The organism is Gammaproteobacteria bacterium, from assembly GCA_016712635.1.
Classification (GTDB): domain Bacteria; phylum Pseudomonadota; class Gammaproteobacteria; order SZUA-140; family SZUA-140; genus JADJWH01.
The window spans coordinates 32,642-50,225 of sequence record JADJQS010000012.1; the positions used below are offsets into that span (position 1 = coordinate 32,642).

Sequence of the window (17,584 nt, forward strand, 5' to 3'; positions counted from 1 at the left end):
GCCCAAACCCGGTATAAAGCGGACTTCACCGCGATCCGATATAGGGGCTATGGGAAGGTCCTTGACAGATACCGCACACTCCACCTTCCGCCGGACGGATGGATACGGCGCTTTCGGCAATCTCGATGGCACCCACCCTTTCAGGGACGCCGTTCCCGGCGCCTGCGTTGACTATCAGGTCAGGTTCCGCGACGGAGGCCGGGTATTCTATTTCAATTACGGCCTGGCGCGAGAGATGGGCCTCATACCACGCGCGCATCCGGATGAGATGACTCCCGGTCTCGCGCGCGTCGTTCTGGAGACGTTCAGTCTGCAGATCATCAATGAATACGACATCAGGCACCATCCCGAACTCCTGAACAGCGCGCGCGAACATCCTTACATGGCGACGCGCTATCTCCAGCTTCAGCATCCCAGCAGGAAGGGGCTGACCTCGGGTGACGGCCGCAGCATCTGGAACGGCTGTGTGACGGGTCCGCGTGGCATCTGGGATGTTTCCAGCTGCGGTACCGGCGTCACCCGGCTCAGTCCGGCCACCGGCAGGGAGGAGAAATTTTTCCGTACGGGTGACAAGAAAGCATCATACGGCAGCGGTCTCGCCGACCTGTGGGACGGTGTCTCCGCCGCCATGATGAGCGAGGTGCTGCACGGAAACGGTATCAGAACGGAACGCACGCTGGCTGTCATCGACTACAGCGACGGCAGCGCGGTCAACGTGCGCGCCTATCAGAACCTGCTCCGGCCGGCCCACTTCTTCCATCACCTCAAGCAGGGAAGCCACCTCCCGCTGAAGCAGGCGGTCGACTACTACATCGCGCGTCAGCGTGCCAATGGCGACTGGATCGGACCGGCGGCGGGACCACCCGCTTACCGCTGTCTGGCTGAGCGCGTCGCCGTTGACTTCGGACGCATGGCGGCGCGTTTTGAAAGCGAATACATCTTCTGCTGGATCGACTGGGACGGCGATAACATCCTGATGGACGGCGGCATCATCGATTACGGTTCGCTGCGCCAGTTCGGCCTGTTTCATCACGAGTACCGCTATAACGATGTCGAGCGGATGTCCACCACGATCACGGAGCAGCGCGCCAAGGCGCGCTACGTCGTGCAGACTTTTGCCCAGATCGCCGATTTCCTCGTCAACGGGAGCAAGCGCAACATTCGGGATTTTCGCGCCGATGCGGCGGTGAAACTCTTCGACAGCACCTTCGCGGCGCACCGCCAGGAACTGCTCCTGTACAGGATGGGATATGCGCCGGAATTGCATGCGCTTCTGCTGGATGACGCGCGGTTTCATGCCGACCTGTGCGAGTTCGACCGGATCTTTTCCCATTTCGAGCGGACGAAATCGAAGCGTGGGCCATATGACATCGCCGATGGAGTCACATGGGATGCGGTGTTCTGCATGCGGGACATCCTGCGCGAACTGCCTGCCCGATACCATGCGGACGGGGGGCTGGTGGAGTCCCACGAGTTCATCCGGATCATGCGGTCAAGATATGCCTCGCGGCAGGATGTCCTGCTCTATCCGGCGCGGCGGCGGCGTATCAATCGTTTTCAGACCCTCTACCTCCGCCTGCTCGAGCAAGCCGCGACAGTATCAGGACGTCCCCATGGCAGATTGCTCGCGGAACTGGTACGACGGTCCGCGCTCATCAATCGTTACGAACGCATCACTGGCGATGCGGCCCTGATAGCATCAAAAAGATTAATTAAAAGCCGTAACATAATGAATAAAAATGATATTTACAAAATAATATCCGGGTTCGCTGCAGGACAGGTGTTGCGCCCTGAGCATCGGGCGAGGTCGCCGGATCCCGTATCCTGGGATCGCTGTTCGAGAATGCTTTACCAGTCCATGGTCAGGATCGTCGCGGAATACCGCGAAGGTCTGTGATAGTCCAAGGATTGTTTTCCGCAGTCCACCACAAGCCACTTTCTTGTATCATGCGGCGGGCACATGGTCGCGACCGAAATCGTCGCGTCACGGCGCGGGATAATTGTCGAATCAGCTTGGAAATGCTAATGTTTGCCCACGGTAAGGGTTTTAACCGTGGCCGAAGCAGGTTTTGCATTTCTTACATGCCACGGCGAGCAGTGGCAACAAACCAGGAGATTAAACGATGACGGATAAAAATGAAGTTCTGGTAGTGGCTTCCAAGATTAAAAACTACATTCGCGAGAAGTCTGATATGAACACCTCTGCGGGCGTCTTCGACGTGATGTCGGACAAGATTCGCGAAATGTGCGATCGGGCAATCGAGAATGCGCGCAATGACGGGCGCAAGACCGTGAAGGACAGGGACTTTTCCTGAGCGGATCCACCACGCCGGGGAACCGGGCGTACAGGCGTGATCCCGTTGCATACGCGGTGATACATGCAATGCATTCGCGCCGGATGCCGACAGTTCTGACCGCGCCGCCCGACAGATTCCATGCGACCCCGTCTAATCGACGGGGTTTTTATTGCGTGCCACCCGGTACGCGCGGAGTGCGGTCAAGGATCCAGTGAAGCCGCACGGATGCCATTACAATAACAATCATGGATCTCGCATCTGAGCCCGCGCAGGCGGGATAAAATGCGCTAACCACCCAAACAACGCCAGGTTTTCGTGTCACCAAAAAAAAATAGCTATTCCAGGTCTGACCTGATCGAATGCGGCCACGGCCGCCTCTTTGGGCCAGGCAATGCGCAGCTGCCGCTGCCGCCGATGCTGATGTTCGACCGAATCGTGCGCATCTCCGACAGCGGCGGCGGTCATGACAAGGGCGAGATCATCGCCGAGCTGGACATCACACCGGATCTCTGGTTCTTCGCCTGCCACTTCGAGGGCGATCCGGTGATGCCGGGCTGTCTCGGGCTTGATGCCATGTGGCAATTGGTCGGGTTTTTCCTCGGCTGGCTGGGCCAGCCCGGGCAAGGGCGCGCCCTTGGGGCGAAGGAAGTGAAATTTTCCGGACAGATTACCCCGGAAACCCGCCTCGTGACCTACCGTATCGAGCTGAAACGCGTTATTTTACGCAAATTGGTCATGGGTATTGCCGACGCGGTCCTGGAGGCCGACGGCGCGCAGATATACGCGGCCAGCGATTTGCGGGTGGGGTTGTTCACTTCCAAAGACGGCTTTTAAAAGCGACAGGGGATCATGCGGCGAGTCGTAGTCACAGGACTGGGGATCGTATCGAGTCTCGGCAACAACGCCCGGGAGGTGACCGGCTCCCTGCGGCAGGGCCGTTCCGGTATCGCATATAACGAAGAATACGCCGAACTCGGGCTGCGTTCCCGGGTATGCGGTCCGATCCGGCTGGATCCCGCCGAACACATCGACCGGAGGGTGCTCCGCTTCATGGGGGACGCCGCTGCCTTCGGCCATATTGCCATGACCCAGGCGATCGCAGACGCCGGCTTGAAGGACCATGAGGTGTCGCATCCCCGCACCGGCGTGGTGACGGGTTCAGGCGGCGCATCCAATCGGAATTTCCTGCAGGCGGTGGAGGCGCTCCGTAAGCGCGGCGTGCGCGGTGTCGGTCCTTACATGGTGCCGCGCACCATGGGAAGCACGACATCGGCCAACCTGTCCACGGCATTCAAGATCAAAGGCGTCAGCTATTCGATCAGTTCCGCCTGTTCGACCAGCGCCCACTGCATCGGCAACGGCTGCGAACTCATCCAGCTGGGAAAACAGGACATCGTCTTCGCCGGCGGCGGAGAGGAGGTCGACTGGACCATGACCTTGTTGTTCGACGCGATGGGTGCCCTGTCGTCCGGGTACAACGATACACCGGAGCGCGCCTCGCGACCCTATGACCGCGACCGCGACGGTTTCGTCATCTCGGGCGGCGGCGGCATGCTCGTGCTGGAATCGCTCGATCACGCCAGGGCGCGTGGAGCGCGGATCTACGCCGAGGTCGTCGGTTACGGCGCCACCTCCGACGGTCACGACATGGTCTCACCGTCCGGGGAGGGCGCGGCACGCTGCATGCGACAGGCCCTGGCGACGGTCGACGGACCGATCGACTACATCAATACCCACGGCACCAGCACGCCTGCGGGCGACATCAAGGAGCTGGAGGCAATCCGCGAGGTATTCGGTGCCTCGATTCCGCAGCTCTCGTCGACCAAGTCACTGACCGGGCATGCACTCGGCGCCGCCGGCGTGCACGAGGCGATCTACAGCCTGATCATGATGCAAGATGGCTTCATTTCCGGCTCCGCCAATATCGAACACATCGATCCGGCGGCCGAGGGCATGCCGATCGTCACCACATGCCGGGAAGGTGTCACCCTCGACCGGGTGATGAGCAACAGCTTCGGCTTCGGCGGCACGAACGCCGCACTGGTTTTTGAGCGGTTTTCCACCTGACCGCGCAGGGTGAGCCGCCCCGCAGGCCGGCCGCAAACGCCGACCGGACATACGAACGCCGTCACTGTTGAGTGAGATGGCTGGCCCTGTCAGCCTGTGTTCCTGCGCCCATGCGGCGTAACCCGGGTCTGCGATGCAGGACGGATATCTTGACGGGCATCGCGGGAAGGAACTCGAATCGCACTGACCGCCGGCGCACCGGTCCGACGCGACGCCGATGAGGAAAGTGTATTCAGCCGCCGATCTCCCGCAGGCCTATCTGCTCTCCCACCTGTTCGATCAGGCCGGGATCGCTCATTACATCTCCAATGAAAACCTGCAGGGCGGGGTGGGCGAGCTGCCGTTCACCCACACCTATCCCGCCCTCTGGCTGCTCGACGAGGCCGACCTGGAGCGGGCGAGGGCGATCATCGAAGGATTCGAGCGGACGCCGCCGCGGCAGGACAGTTGGCACTGCACCGCCTGCGGCGAGGAGAATCCGCCGACATTCGAGATGTGCTGGAAGTGCGGGCGGAGCCCGGCCTAGTTCTCTGCCGGAGACGCCGCGCGCAATTGCGGTAGAATGGCGGGCTCGGCGCGGCGGCGGGCATGGGGCCTGCGGCCCCATGCGGGCGGGAATCCAGGTGACAGAGGCAATTGCGGCGCACGGCGTGATCAAGAATTTCCCCGGGGTGCGTGCGCTCCAGGGGGTCGATCTCTCCATTGCGCAGGGAGAATTTTTCGGCCTGCTCGGTCCCAACGGCGCGGGCAAGTCCACCCTGATCAACATCATGGCCGGGCTGACGCGCGCCGACGGCGGCCGTGTCGCAGTCATGGGCCATGATGTCGTGGCTCGTTACCGCGATGCGCGCAGGAGTCTCGGCGTGGTGCCGCAGGAACTGGTGTTCGATCCGTTCTTCACCGTGCGCGAGACGCTGCGGATCCAGGGCGGATACTTCGGGCTCGGACGGGAGAACGACAACTGGATCGACGAGCTGCTGGTGGAGCTGAAGCTCGCCGACCGCGCCGACAGCAACATGCGTTCCCTGTCCGGCGGCATGAAGCGCCGGGTCCTGATCGCGCAGGCGCTGGTCCACAAGCCCCCGGTGCTGGTGCTGGACGAGCCCACTGCCGGAGTCGATGTCGAGCTGCGCAAGCTGCTGTGGAATTTCATCCGGCGGCTGCATCGCCAGGGGCATACCGTCATCCTCACCACGCACTATCTCGAGGAAGCCGAGGCCCTGTGCGATCGAATAGCCATCCTGAACCGCGGCAGGATCGTCGCGCTTGATTCCAAGCGGGCCTTGCTGAGCGGAGACCTGGGCCGGGGCGTCCGGCTCAGGGTGGTTGCGTCCACTGACATCGGGGTCCTGCCGGACTCTCTCGCGGACAAGATCGTGAAACGCGAAGGCAGCACTCTGGAGCTGGCGCTGGACAAGACCACGGATTCCATCGTCGCTGTGCTGAACGAGCTTCAGCGCGCCGGCGTGGATATCGTTGATCTGCACACCGAGCAGGCGGATCTCGAGGATGTCTTCATGCACCTGACCTCGCATGAGGCCCGCTGATGTCGCGCGGATTCCGTACCCTGTTCTACAAGGAGATCCTGCGCTTCCAGAAGGTCGTGCTGCAGACCGTCGTCGCACCTGCGATCACTACGCTGCTATATCTTCTGGTCTTTTCCCATGCGCTCGAGCAGCACGTCACGGTGTTCGGCGACATCACCTACACCGCGTTCCTGGTGCCCGGGCTCGTGATGATGACCATGATCCAGAACGCGTTCTCGAACAGCTCGTCCAGCCTGATCCAGTCGAAGATCACCGGCAACATCGTTTTTGTCCTGCTGACCCCGTTGTCCTACGTGGAGTTCTATCTCGCCTTCATGCTCGCCGCGGTGGCCCGTGGCCTGGTCGTCGGCCTCGCGGTATATCTGTGCGCCGCTCCATTCGTCGCATTGCCGCTGCACAGCGCGGTGACCGTCATCGCGTTCGCGCTCGCCGGCAGCGCCGTGCTCGGAACCCTGGGAGTGATCGCGGGCATCTGGGCAGAGAAATTCGACCAGCTGGCGGGCTTCCAGAATTTCATCATCCTCCCGCTGTCGTTTCTCAGCGGGGTGTTCTATTCAATAGGCTCCCTGCCGGAGTTCTGGCAGCATATTTCAAAATTGAATCCGTTTTTCTACATGATCGACGGTTTCCGTTACGGGTTCATCGGTCGTTCCGATATCGATCCGGGCGTGAGCCTGGCGGTGGTGACGACGACCTTTCTTGTATTGTCGTCGCTTACGCTGATGCTCCTCAGGCGGGGTTACCGGCTGAGGAACTAGGGGCGCCGCCTTCCTTCCATGCGCCTGTCAGGAGGTATTCCGCCATGATCCATCAGATAAGTCCGGTCGCCCTGCAACGATATCTCGCCGAGAGCCTGGACAAGCCGTTCCTGCTCGATGTGCGCGAGGACTGGGAGTTCTCCCATTGCCACATCGACGGCTCCCATCACATCCCCATGGCGAAAATCCCCGGCCAGGTCGCCGGGCTGGATCCGGCCCGGGAGACGGTGCTGATCTGCCATCACGGAATGCGCAGTCAGCGGGTGGCGATCTTCCTGGAGCAGCGCGGCTTCGTACGGCTCGTCAACCTGGAGGGAGGCATCGACGCCTGGGCCGCCACGGTCGATCCGGCGATGCCCAGATATTAAGCGCCTGAGCGCCGATTGCCCCGAAGATCATTCGGGTATAATGGCGGTGTCCGCCGCGGAACCGGGCGCAGGCGGGTGTACAAGGGCCTTTTTTATCGCGGAGGGGCGGGAATGAGGACAGCGGATCTGCGCAGGGCGGTCGGTCTTCTGGCCACGGGACTGCTGATGGCGGGGATGCTGGTCAGCCCCAGCGCGTATGCGGACGCGACCTCCGCCGTGGCAACGACGCGTGGCGACCCGGACCTGGTGCTGGCCGCACGTTTCGGCCAGCGGGATACCGTACGCCTGCTGCTCGATCAGGGCGTTACACCGGATTCGCGGGATGGCCTGGGCAGGACAGCGCTGATCGCCGCCGCCGGCGAGAAGGATCAGGCCATCACGGCACTGCTGATCGACCGCGGCGCCGATGTCTCCGCGACGGATTCCGAGGGGGCCACGGCCCTGATGCATGCCGCGTCGAACGGCCAGCTCGACAACCTGCGACTGCTGTTCGCTGCGGGGGCGGATGTGAACGCGCTGGATCGCGGCGGCGAGACTGCCTTGAGCGCTGCGGTCAGATTTGGCCGCGTCAGTATTGTCGAGTACCTGCTTGCCAGCGGCGCCGATCCCAACCATTACGACCCGGGTGCCGGGCACGAGGGATACAGTCCCCTGATGCGCGCAGTCGCGCGCGATCTGTCCGCCGCGGACAGTCTGGCCATGGTGCAACTCCTGCTCGCCCGCGGCGCGGTGCCCGACACCGTCCGTGCAAAAGGCGAGACCGCCTATACGCTGGCCCGGCGCAGCGGCAAGACCGGCGTGGCGGAGATTCTGCTCGAGGCGGGCGCGCGCGACGAAACACCGTATGCCGACCTGGGTGCGGAACAGGCCCTGCTCAAGGCGGTCAGGCGCGGAGACGCCGACAAGGTCGGGCGGCTGCTCGCGCTGGAAGTCGATCCCAACTATCGGGACCCGGTCACGGGCGTCACGCCGCTGGCGAGTGCAGCCTACCGGGGCGAGAACAGCCTGATGGATCTGCTGATCGAGCACGGCGCAGACGTGAACGACGTGCCGTGGGGGCTCAGCGCGCAGCGCATCGACGCGTCGAGCGTCCCGCAGAACGAGCGCGATTTGCTGCGCGCGGTGGCGCGCGGCGATACCGCGCTGCTGACCGCCATCCGGCGCGGCGACGCGGATGGCGTCTGGACTCTGCTCGACCGCGGGGCGGACATCCGCCTGCCCAACCGCGACGGGGATGCTCCGGGCATTGCGGCTGCGCGTGCGGGAGACCTCAATATCATGCGCGCGCTGCTGACGAAGGGACTGGATCCGGATCAATCCGATCCGCCGCTGGCGCGGGGTTACATGATCACCACTCTGGTCAACAGCGGCACACCGCCGCCGCCCCTGGTGGAGGCGGCACGCTACGGCCAGGCGGATATGCTGGGACTCCTGCTCGAGGCCGGCGCCGCGCCCGATGTCCGCGACGGGCAGGGACGGGGCGCGCTCCATTGGGCCACGGAGGGCGGACATGCGGCGGCCGTCGACGTGCTGCTCGCATACGGGGCCGATGCGAACATCGCCGCGCGATCGGGCGGCACGCCGCTTGTGCTGGCGGTGCATGGCGGTCAGGAAGCCATCGCGAGGGCCCTGCTGGAGCACGGTGCCGTACTGGACGCCATCGAAGATGTGCCCGCGGCGGCGCTGGATGCCGTACACCGCAACAGTCATGCCGAGGCGGCGCGCCTGCTCACCGCGGCAACACACGAATAGCATGCGTACCGGACATTACATCCCTGTCCGGACCCGCCGCATGTCGCGGCACACCGGTCATGCGGCATCGGCGCTGCTGATCGCCGCGGTGATGCTGCTGTCGGCGTGCGACTCCGCCCGCACGGACGCGGCGGCGGGTCAGGACCAGACCACGGAGCTGGAGGTGTGGATGCACGCCGGCTCGCCTGCAGAACGCAAGATCATGCAGGAGCAGGTCACACGCTTCAACACCATGCAATACAGCGTGCGGGTCAACGTTGTGATCCTTCCCGAGGAGTCCTATGAAGGCCAGGTGCAGACGGCCGCCGGCGCAGGAAAATTGCCCGATATCCTTGATTTCAACGGACCAGCCATCCACGAGTATATCCAGCGCGGATCCCTGGTCCCGCTCGACAAACTGCTGACCGACAACAGCCGCCTCGACCTGTTCCCGGCCATCATCGGACAGGGTATGTACCGCGGCAGGATCTATGCGGTATCCAGCTATGACACCGGCCTCGGTCTCTACGCGCGCTCCAGCATGCTGCGCAAGGCGGTAGTGCGTGTACCGGAATCGCTTGAGGATGCGTGGAGCGCCTCGGAATTCGGCGAAGTCCTGCGGCGCCTGGCCGCGCATGACGCCGATGGCGCCGTGCTCGATCTCGGGCTCGGGGCGAAGGGTGAATGGTACAGCTATGCCTTTCTTCCTGTAGTGCAGTCCGCAGGCGGCGATCTCGTTGACCGGGACTCATATCGGACCTCCGCCGGCCGCCTCAACCGGGAGGGCGTGGTGGCGGCGATGCAGCAGCTGCAATCCTGGGTCAGGCAGGGGTATGTCGACACGGGAGGGGGCGATGCCGCCTTCCTGCGCGGACGCGTCGCCCTGTCCTGGGGCGATCACACCGCGTTTCGCCGCTATGACGAACAGTACCCGGGCGATGTCGTCCTGCTGCCGCTGCCCGATTTCGGCCACGGTCCGCGTACCGCACAGGGTGGCTGGAGTTGGGCGGTCACTACGGCCTGCAGGGACCGTCAGGCCGCCATGCAGTTCATCGAGTACCTGCTGCAGACGGAACAGGTGCTGGCCATGGCCGAGGCGGGGGCGGGGATTCCCGCGACACGCAGCGCCGCCTCCCGCGCCGCGCTGTACCGCGACGATGGACCCCTCCATCTGTTCGTTCCACAGCTGGAAACGGCGGTGACTTCCCGGCCGAACCTGCCGGCGTATTCCGTGCTCAGCGCGGAGTTTCAGCGCACGTTCGATGACATCATGCACGGCGCCGACGTGCGCAGTGCGCTCGATGCGGCCGTCGAGGCGATCGACGTGAGATTGAACGGCGGCGCCTGACCTCGGGACGGACGCGCCTGCCGCGATCCGACAGAATCATCCTTACCGATCCGGCATGAACCGCATCCTCGACGAGCTTGACCGCGATCTCGCCTCCTGCCTGCTCATCGACCAGCCGCGCCTGCGCCGTCGACTTCAGGAGCTCGCACAGGCGGTCGGGGCGAACGACGACGACATTCCGACCCGGCTGCGGGCGCGGCTGGCCGAGGTGCAGGCGGAGATCCGGGCCTCACGCACGATCCTCGAACGACGACGGGCGCTGCCGCGTGAATGGAACTATCCGGAGGAACTTCCGGTCAGCGCCCAGCGCGACGAGATCGCCGCGGCCATCGCTGCGCATCAGGTGATCGTGCTGTGCGGCGCGACGGGCTCCGGCAAGAGCACGCAGCTTCCCAAGATCTGCCTGCAGGCGGGCCGCGGCACCAGCGGCATGATCGGACACACCCAGCCGCGCCGCATCGCGGCGCGCAGCCTGGCGGCGCGCATCGCCGGCGAGATGAAGCTCGAACTTGGCCGGCAGGTGGGATACAAGGTCCGTTTCGGAGACCATACCCGCCCGGAAACGATGGTCAAGCTGATGACGGATGGCATCCTGCTGGCTGAGCTGATGCACGACCGCTGCCTGCTCGCGTATGACACCCTGATCATCGACGAGGCGCACGAGCGCAGTCTCAACATCGATTTCCTTCTCGGGTATCTCAGGCAGCTTCTGCCGCGGCGTCCCGATCTGAAGCTCATCATCACCTCTGCCACCATCGAGCCGGAAAGGTTCGCCCGCCATTTCGGCGGGGCGCCCATCCTCGAGGTGTCAGGCCGCAGCTATCCGGTCGAGATCCGCTACCGGCCGCCGGGCGATGGCGGCGGCAGCGCCAGGTCCGAGGAGGATGGCCTCCAGCAGCGGATACTGGACGCCGTTGATGAGGTGTCGCGTCACGGCCCGGGAGACATCCTGATCTTCCTGCCGGGCGAGCGCCAGATCCGCGAGACGGCGGAAGCCCTGCGCAAACATCATCCGCCGCAAACGGAGATCATACCGCTCTATGCACGCCTGGGTACCGCCGAACAGGGCCGCATCTTCCGCACGAGCCGGGCGCGCCGCATCATTCTCGCCACCAATATTGCCGAGACATCGCTGACGGTGCCCGGCATCCACTATGTGATCGACACCGGACTCGCGCGCATCAGTCGCTACAGCCGCCGCGCGAAGGTCCAGCGCCTGCCGATCGAACCGATCGCGCGTTCCTCCGCCGATCAGCGCGCGGGACGCTGCGGGCGTGTCGCCCCGGGCGTCTGCATTCGCCTGTATGCGGAGGAGGATTATCTCGCGCGATCCGCCCATACGCCGCCCGAGATCCTGCGCACGAACCTTGCCAGCGTGATCCTGCAGATGCTCGTGCTGGAGCTGGGCGACATCGAGCAGTTTCCCTTCATCGAAACTCCTGACTCGCGCTACATCAGCGACGGTTACAAGCTGCTGGAGGAGTTGAATGCGCTGGATGATCAGCGCCGCCTGACGGACACCGGCAGGAAGATTGCGCGCCTGCCTGTCGACCCCCGCATCGGGCGCATGCTCCTGGGCGGCGCCGCCGAGAATTGCCTGGCCGAGATGCTGATCGTATGCGCCGCACTGTCGCTGCCGGATCCGCGCGAACGTCCGCCGGATGCGTCGCAGGCGGCCGACGGGAAACACCGGCTGTTCCAGGACGCGCGCTCGGACTTTCTCGCCTATCTCAAGCTGTGGTCGGAATTCGACGAGCGTTCCCGCCACCTGTCGCAGAGCAAGCTGCGCAAATACTGCCAGGAACATTTCCTGTCTTACAGGAGGCTGCGCGAATGGCGCGACATCCATCAGCAGCTGCACGAACAAATCATCGAAATGGGGTACCGCCTCAACCAGCAGCCGGCCGATTACGGCCAGATACACCGTGCCCTGCTCGCCGGCCTGCTGGGAAATGTGGCGCGCCTCAACGAAGAAGGCGAATATGCCGGCGCCTGGGGCAATAAATTCATACTGTTCCCCGGGTCCGCGCTGGCGAAAAAACCGCCCAAATGGATCGTGTCCGCCGCGCTGATCGAAACCCGGCGGCTGTACGCACACACCGCGGCGCGCGTGGAACCCGAATGGATCGAACGGGTTGCGGTCCATCTGGTGAAGCGCAGTCACTATGATCCTTTCTGGGATGCCGGCCGCGGACGCGTGATGGCCTACGAGCGCGTCACGCTGCACGGACTGGTCCTCAATCCGCGGCGTTGCGTCGATTTCACGCGTATCGACCCTGTACAGGCTAGGTCGATATTCATCCGCGGCGCCCTGCTGGCCGACGAGGACGGCGTCGACGCCGCCTGCCTGCGCCACAATCGCGCACTCATCGAGGAAATCCGCGCGCTGGAGGACAAGACACGCCAGCGCGGGCTGCTGGTAGACGATGAAGCCCTGTTCCGTTTCTATGACGAACGCCTGCCGGCCGGGTTGGCGGACGCCCGGAGTTTCGCGGCCTGGTACAAGGCGGGCCAGCGCGCCGAGCCGCGCCTGCTGTTCATGGACCAGGCACTGCTGATGCGGGAAGCCCAGGCCCCGGACGTTGATACACAGTTTCCCGCGCGGCTGACGATGAACGGGGCGGAATTCACCCTTGGGTACCGCTTCGAACCGGGTCATCCGGATGATGGTGTTAGCCTGGCGGTCCCGTTGATGATGCTGAATCAGGTGGACGGGGTCCAGGCAGAATGGCTGGTACCGGGCCTGCTGCAGGAAAAACTGGTCGCCCTGATCCGGTCGCTGCCCAAGGTCTGGCGGCGCCGTTTCGTGCCGGCGACGGATTTCGCCGCCGCCTGCGCCGATGCGCTGCAGGCGAAGATGCGGGGCGATCTCGCCGCGGCGACCGGCGCGGAGCTGAAACGCATGACCGGCGTGGAGGTGCCGCGGGATGCATGGCGGCCGGAGGAGGTTCCGGATCACCTGCGCATGAACTTCCACATCCTAGGTGAGACCGGTGATGTGCTCGCCTCCAGCCGCGATCTTGCGCGCCTGCGCAGCGAACTGGGTGATCGTGCACGTCAGTCCTTCACGATCAGCCTGCAGACGGAAGCCGCCGGGCGCAGGATTGTATCCTGGGATTTCGGCGCGCTGCCCGAATCGGCTGAATATGAACGCGACGGGAGGCGCATCAGGGGCTATCCGGTTCTGCAGGACGAGGGCGACGCGGTATCCTGGCACCTGTGCGACGATGCAGCGCGCGCGCAGCAGATCAATCGTGGCGGGGTGCGCCGCCTGATCATGCTGGCCATGTCCGCCAAGGTCAAATACCTGAAGAAGGAGATGCCCGGCCGGAACCGCATGTGCGCGTGTTACCTGCCGCTGGGCACCTGCAGTGAGCTGCAGGATCAGCTCGTCGAGGCTGCGGTAGACCGTACCTTCCTGCACGACCGCCCGCTGCCGCGCAGCGACGCGGATTTCCGCGCGCTCCTGGCCGAGGCGGGCCCCGCCCTGGTCGCGACCTTCAATGAGCTCTGCCATCTCGCCGGCGAGATACTCGACGCCTACCACGAGATCAGGCCCGCCCTGTCGCAGGCGTGTCCCGCGGCATGGCGGCCGGCGCTTGAGGACATGAAGGAACAGCTGGACAAGCTGGTGTACAGCGGCTTCCTCCACGACACGCCCCCGGACTGGCTGCGGCACTATCCGCGTTATCTCCGCGCCATGCGCGTCCGTCTCGACCGGCTGCGTGACCGGCCCGACAGGGACGCCCAGGGCCTCGCCGGCATCGCACCCCTGTGGCGAAAATGGCTGCGGCGGGGCGGGGACGGCAGCGAGACCGCCGTGACCGGGATCCCGCTCCGCTGGCTGCTGGAGGAACTGCGCGTATCCCTGTTCGCCCAGGAGCTGAAGACGGTCGTGCCGGTGTCGGTGCAGCGTGTGCAGCGCCTGTTGCCGGACTGAGCGCGGGGTGAGCTCCCCGCCGTCGCCCCGCGTAGATCTCATCTAAAGAATATCTTCCGCCTGACGATTACAGTAAGGCCATCGGAACGCGAATTTCCGGCGGACGGGTTTTCCGCTTACGCAGGTCGTTTTGGGCGTCGATACATGATTTCTGAACAGGAACACATCCAAGGAACGCCCCAGATACGTCCCGAAGACCTGGTCAAGGGTGCGATACGCCTGGTCTCGTTGCCCGAGGTATTCTTCAAGATCACGCGGATGGTGGACGACCCGCGCGTCTCGGGCGGCATGATCGCGCGCGTCATCGGCGAGGATCCCGCCCTCACGGCGCGCCTGCTGCGGATTGCCAACAGCCCCTTGTACGGATTCCCGGCCCGCATCGATACGATTACCCGTGCAATCACCGTGATCGGCACGCGGGGCCTGCGTGACCTGGTGCTTGCATATGCCGCGGTTGATGTGCTGACGCGCTTCAGGGACGGCGTGATCGATATGGCAGCATACTGGCGCCGGAGCCTGTTTTGCGCGCTCACCGCCCGCCTGCTCGGGGTGCGCATCCGGGTGGTCGAGGCCGAATCGCTGTTCGTAGCCGGGCTGCTGTGCGACATCGGCCAATTGATCATCGCCAACAAGCTGCCGGAGATGGCGCGCGAGACCCATCTGCGCGCCAGGGACTCCGGCATGCAGCTGCATCTGCTGGAACGCGGCGTGATCGGCTTCGACCATGCCGCCGTCGGGGGTGAGCTGCTGCGCCAATGGCAGTTGCCGGACTACATCTGGGAGGCGGTGAAGTGCCACCACGCACCGGCCGAGGCGCGTAACGGGACCCTCAACGCGGCGCTGCTCCATATCGCCGCTGCCGTCGCGGACAGTCCCTACACGGACCATCTCTTGCCCCAGGAGGAAACCGCGCTGGCACATTATCTCTCCCGGGAGGTTGACCCGGTCGCCTGGGCCGTCACCGGGCTCAATACGGATGCCCTGATCGCCCTTCATGCAGAGGCCTCCGGCCAGCTCGCTCCGCTCTCGGACACCATGCTGCCGAAGGCGGCGTGATTCCCGCCGAAGTGAAATAATCTCCCCGCATCCATACGCCCGGTCCCCCTGCGGGCACATCTGACCCGCGCCCCGGTGTCCGGCGGCGAACTCCCCACAAGAATGTGTAGCGCTTTCAATAAGTACGACTCGATTAGCAATCCTGTTAATCAACCCGGCCATCATCAGCCCGGATTTGCCTGATCAATTCTCACGAGGCTACAGGCCTGCCGCATGAACGGTCCGCCGGATTCAGTAGTGGACCGCTGCGCCCGGTTTTTTACAGAAATGAAATAGCGCAGAATTAAACTATTCACATGCGGCAACCCGCCGCACATCATTCAGACTGGAGGCAATAATGGCCAATGGAAAAAAATCCGTGACGGAGAAGAAGGATGACAAGAAGAAGGGCGTCGCGGCCCGCGATGTATTTCCGTTTTCCCGCAACTTCGAGGACATGGAGCGGTTCTTCGACAGCTTTTATCCGCGTGGCTGGCTGCGTCCGTGGCGCGGCGAGTTTCCCGAGTGGCCCGACATGGCGGCATTCGGCGAGGGACGCGTGCCGAGGATGGACGTGGTGGATCAGGAGGCAACCCTGCTGGTGCGGGCCGAGCTGCCCGGTGTGAAGAAGGAGGATATCGAGGTCTCACTGAGTGATAACCTCCTCACCGTCAGCACTCAGACCAGGCAGGAGACCAGCAAGGAGGAGAAGGGAAAGTATCAGCGCCGCGAAATCCACCAGGGCAGTTTCTCGCGCTCGATCAGCCTGCCGGTGAACGTCGACGCTGGCAGGGCGACGGCGAAATTCAAGGACGGCGTACTTGAGCTGAGTTTCCCCAAGATCGAGGCGGCCAAGCGGCGATCCATCAAGATCGAGGGTTGATGCATTCGAGGGGCACGGCCGCGTCCGCGGCCTGCCGAGGCGGGCGTGATCACGCAGCATGCAGCGCACTCTCGCCCGCCGGTTCCTCGCTGACATGCTGCTCGCGCGCCTGGCCACGTAAATCGTCGTCCACGGCGCGATTCGCGTGTGCCGCCATGTGCTGCTCCGCCGGTAGTAATCATCACGCGTAAACATTAAGCATAATTCGCATGACGCCTAAGAATGTCGAGCTAGGCCTTAGGTCGGACAGTATTTTTATTTTCTCGTCGGTATACTCGCTTGGGCATGCAGTGTGGAGCTGGCGCCGATTGCGCGCCTGTCCCGCGATCAGATCAGGCCGCGGAGGCGTGTCTGATCCATAACGGTACGCGGCGTGACCGGACGGGACGGCGGTCTCTGCAGGCTGCGAGATTAACCGAACACCCATCGCGTGGGCGGTTCGAACCATCGTTGGATCGCCAGGGATGGCGCCATGACCCGGTCATGGTTATCCAATGGATTGGAGGAGACGGTTGATCGTCACCGTCTGCGCGATGGGTTCCCTTCCTGCACCTCAGCAAATCCTGGGCAGGGGATCATCCTCGAGTTCCTCGACCATTCGCTCCCCGCCGAGGGAGGTTTCCAGGATCACGCCGTTCTCGCCCGAGACGACTGCCCCGATGATCGCGGCGCCTTCGCCCGCGGGCAGTGTGCGCCATGCCCCGCGCAGGGCCTCCGCCTGCGCGCGCTCAACGACCGCGACGATGCGTCCCTCGCAGGCGAGATAGAGCGGATCATAGCCCAGCATGTCGCACACGGTCTGCACCGCCGGCCGGACCGGAATGGCATCCATGCGCAGGCGGACGCCCAGACCGCTGGCGCGGGCGACGTCGTGCATCACGGTCGCGAGGCCGCCGCGCGTCGGGTCGCGCATGAAGCGCAGGCCCGGAAAGGCGAGCGCCGCGCGCGCGAGCGGAAGGACGCTGGCCGAGTCGGAGCGCAGCTCACCCTGGAGGCCGAACTGCCCGCGCGCGAGCATCACCGCGACGGCATGGTCGCCGACCGGTCCGCTGACGACTATGGCGTCGCCGTCCAGTATGCGCCGCGGGTCGAGCACGTGGTCGCCGAGCCGGCGGCCGATCCCGGTCGTGATCAGATACAGCCCGCCGCCCTCGCCGCGCGGCACCACCTTGGTATCGCCGGTGACGACGCGCACCGGGACTTCGCGCGCTGCGGCGGCCAGGCTGGCGACGATGCGCGCGAGCCGGCGCCGGCCGAAGCCTTCCTCGATGATCGCCCCCAGGCTGAGATAACAGGGTTCCGCCCCGGCGACCGCGAGGTCATTGACGGTCCCGTGCACGGCCAGTGCGCCGATGTCACCGCCGGGATACTCCGCCGGCTGGACCGTGAAGCAGTCGCTGGTCATGACCAGCCTGTCCGCGCTGAAGGCGAGCGTCACCGCATCAAGAGCGGTATCGAGGCCGTCCAGAGTGCGCGCGAAGACCTCCTCGATCAGTTCGCGCATCAGACGGCCGCCGTTGCCGTGCGCGAGGCCGATGGGCTGGTCGGCCTCCGAGAGGGAGGCCTCAACGTCTGACGGCGTGAGGTCGGTGTCGGGCATGGTCGCGTGA

The 17,584-nt window shown here is 64.3% G+C and carries 14 protein-coding genes; 13 read left to right on the forward strand and 1 reads right to left on the reverse strand.

Features of this window, described 5'->3' with window-relative positions:
* Nucleotides 1–61: 61 nt before the first annotated feature.
* From IPK65_12630 to IPK65_12690, 13 genes are all read left to right on the forward strand, one after another.
* Entirely contained in the window at nucleotides 62–1,897 is a 1,836-nt protein-coding gene (locus tag IPK65_12630; protein MBK8163935.1) for a hypothetical protein, read from the forward strand.
* Between the two features lie 226 nt (nucleotides 1,898–2,123).
* Nucleotides 2,124–2,315, forward strand: a complete 192-nt coding sequence (locus tag IPK65_12635; GenBank protein ID MBK8163936.1) for a hypothetical protein — start codon at nucleotides 2,124–2,126, stop codon at nucleotides 2,313–2,315.
* 297 nt (nucleotides 2,316–2,612) lie between these two features.
* Nucleotides 2,613–3,131 (forward strand): 3-hydroxyacyl-[acyl-carrier-protein] dehydratase FabA, encoded by a 519-nt coding sequence (gene fabA / locus IPK65_12640; GenBank protein MBK8163937.1) that lies wholly within the window; start codon nucleotides 2,613–2,615, stop codon nucleotides 3,129–3,131.
* A gap of 15 nt (nucleotides 3,132–3,146) precedes the next feature.
* On the forward strand, nucleotides 3,147–4,364 hold the full coding sequence (fabB, locus tag IPK65_12645) for a beta-ketoacyl-ACP synthase I (GenBank protein MBK8163938.1): 1,218 nt from the start codon (nucleotides 3,147–3,149) through the stop codon (nucleotides 4,362–4,364).
* Between the two features lie 217 nt (nucleotides 4,365–4,581).
* Entirely contained in the window at nucleotides 4,582–4,890 is a 309-nt protein-coding gene (locus IPK65_12650) for a DUF2007 domain-containing protein (protein ID MBK8163939.1), read from the forward strand.
* A 79-nt stretch (nucleotides 4,891–4,969) separates the two neighbouring features.
* On the forward strand, nucleotides 4,970–5,911 hold the full coding sequence (locus IPK65_12655) for an ABC transporter ATP-binding protein (GenBank protein MBK8163940.1): 942 nt from the start codon (nucleotides 4,970–4,972) through the stop codon (nucleotides 5,909–5,911).
* Complete coding sequence (locus tag IPK65_12660; protein ID MBK8163941.1) at nucleotides 5,911–6,669, forward strand: ABC transporter permease; 759 nt, start codon at nucleotides 5,911–5,913, stop codon at nucleotides 6,667–6,669. The genes IPK65_12655 and IPK65_12660 overlap by 1 nt, the downstream gene beginning before the upstream one ends.
* 47 nt (nucleotides 6,670–6,716) lie before the next feature.
* Nucleotides 6,717–7,037 (forward strand): sulfurtransferase, encoded by a 321-nt coding sequence (locus IPK65_12665; GenBank protein ID MBK8163942.1) that lies wholly within the window; start codon nucleotides 6,717–6,719, stop codon nucleotides 7,035–7,037.
* Nucleotides 7,038–7,148: 111 nt separating this feature from the next.
* Entirely contained in the window at nucleotides 7,149–8,789 is a 1,641-nt protein-coding gene (locus IPK65_12670) for an ankyrin repeat domain-containing protein (GenBank protein ID MBK8163943.1), read from the forward strand.
* A 40-nt stretch (nucleotides 8,790–8,829) separates the two neighbouring features.
* A complete protein-coding gene (locus tag IPK65_12675) occupies nucleotides 8,830–10,116 on the forward strand; it encodes a sugar ABC transporter substrate-binding protein (GenBank protein MBK8163944.1) in 1,287 nt (428 codons plus the stop codon).
* 55 nt (nucleotides 10,117–10,171) lie between these two features.
* On the forward strand, nucleotides 10,172–14,056 hold the full coding sequence (hrpA, locus tag IPK65_12680; GenBank protein MBK8163945.1) for an ATP-dependent RNA helicase HrpA: 3,885 nt from the start codon (nucleotides 10,172–10,174) through the stop codon (nucleotides 14,054–14,056).
* 144 nt (nucleotides 14,057–14,200) lie between these two features.
* On the forward strand, nucleotides 14,201–15,112 hold the full coding sequence (locus IPK65_12685) for an HDOD domain-containing protein (GenBank protein ID MBK8163946.1): 912 nt from the start codon (nucleotides 14,201–14,203) through the stop codon (nucleotides 15,110–15,112).
* Nucleotides 15,113–15,449: 337 nt separating this feature from the next.
* Complete coding sequence (locus IPK65_12690; GenBank protein MBK8163947.1) at nucleotides 15,450–15,974, forward strand: Hsp20/alpha crystallin family protein; 525 nt, start codon at nucleotides 15,450–15,452, stop codon at nucleotides 15,972–15,974.
* A 553-nt stretch (nucleotides 15,975–16,527) separates the two neighbouring features.
* On the opposite strand, the gene hypE is transcribed toward IPK65_12690, so the two are convergent.
* Entirely contained in the window at nucleotides 16,528–17,574 is a 1,047-nt protein-coding gene (gene hypE, locus IPK65_12695) for a hydrogenase expression/formation protein HypE (GenBank protein ID MBK8163948.1), read from the reverse strand.
* Nucleotides 17,575–17,584: the final 10 nt, after the last annotated feature.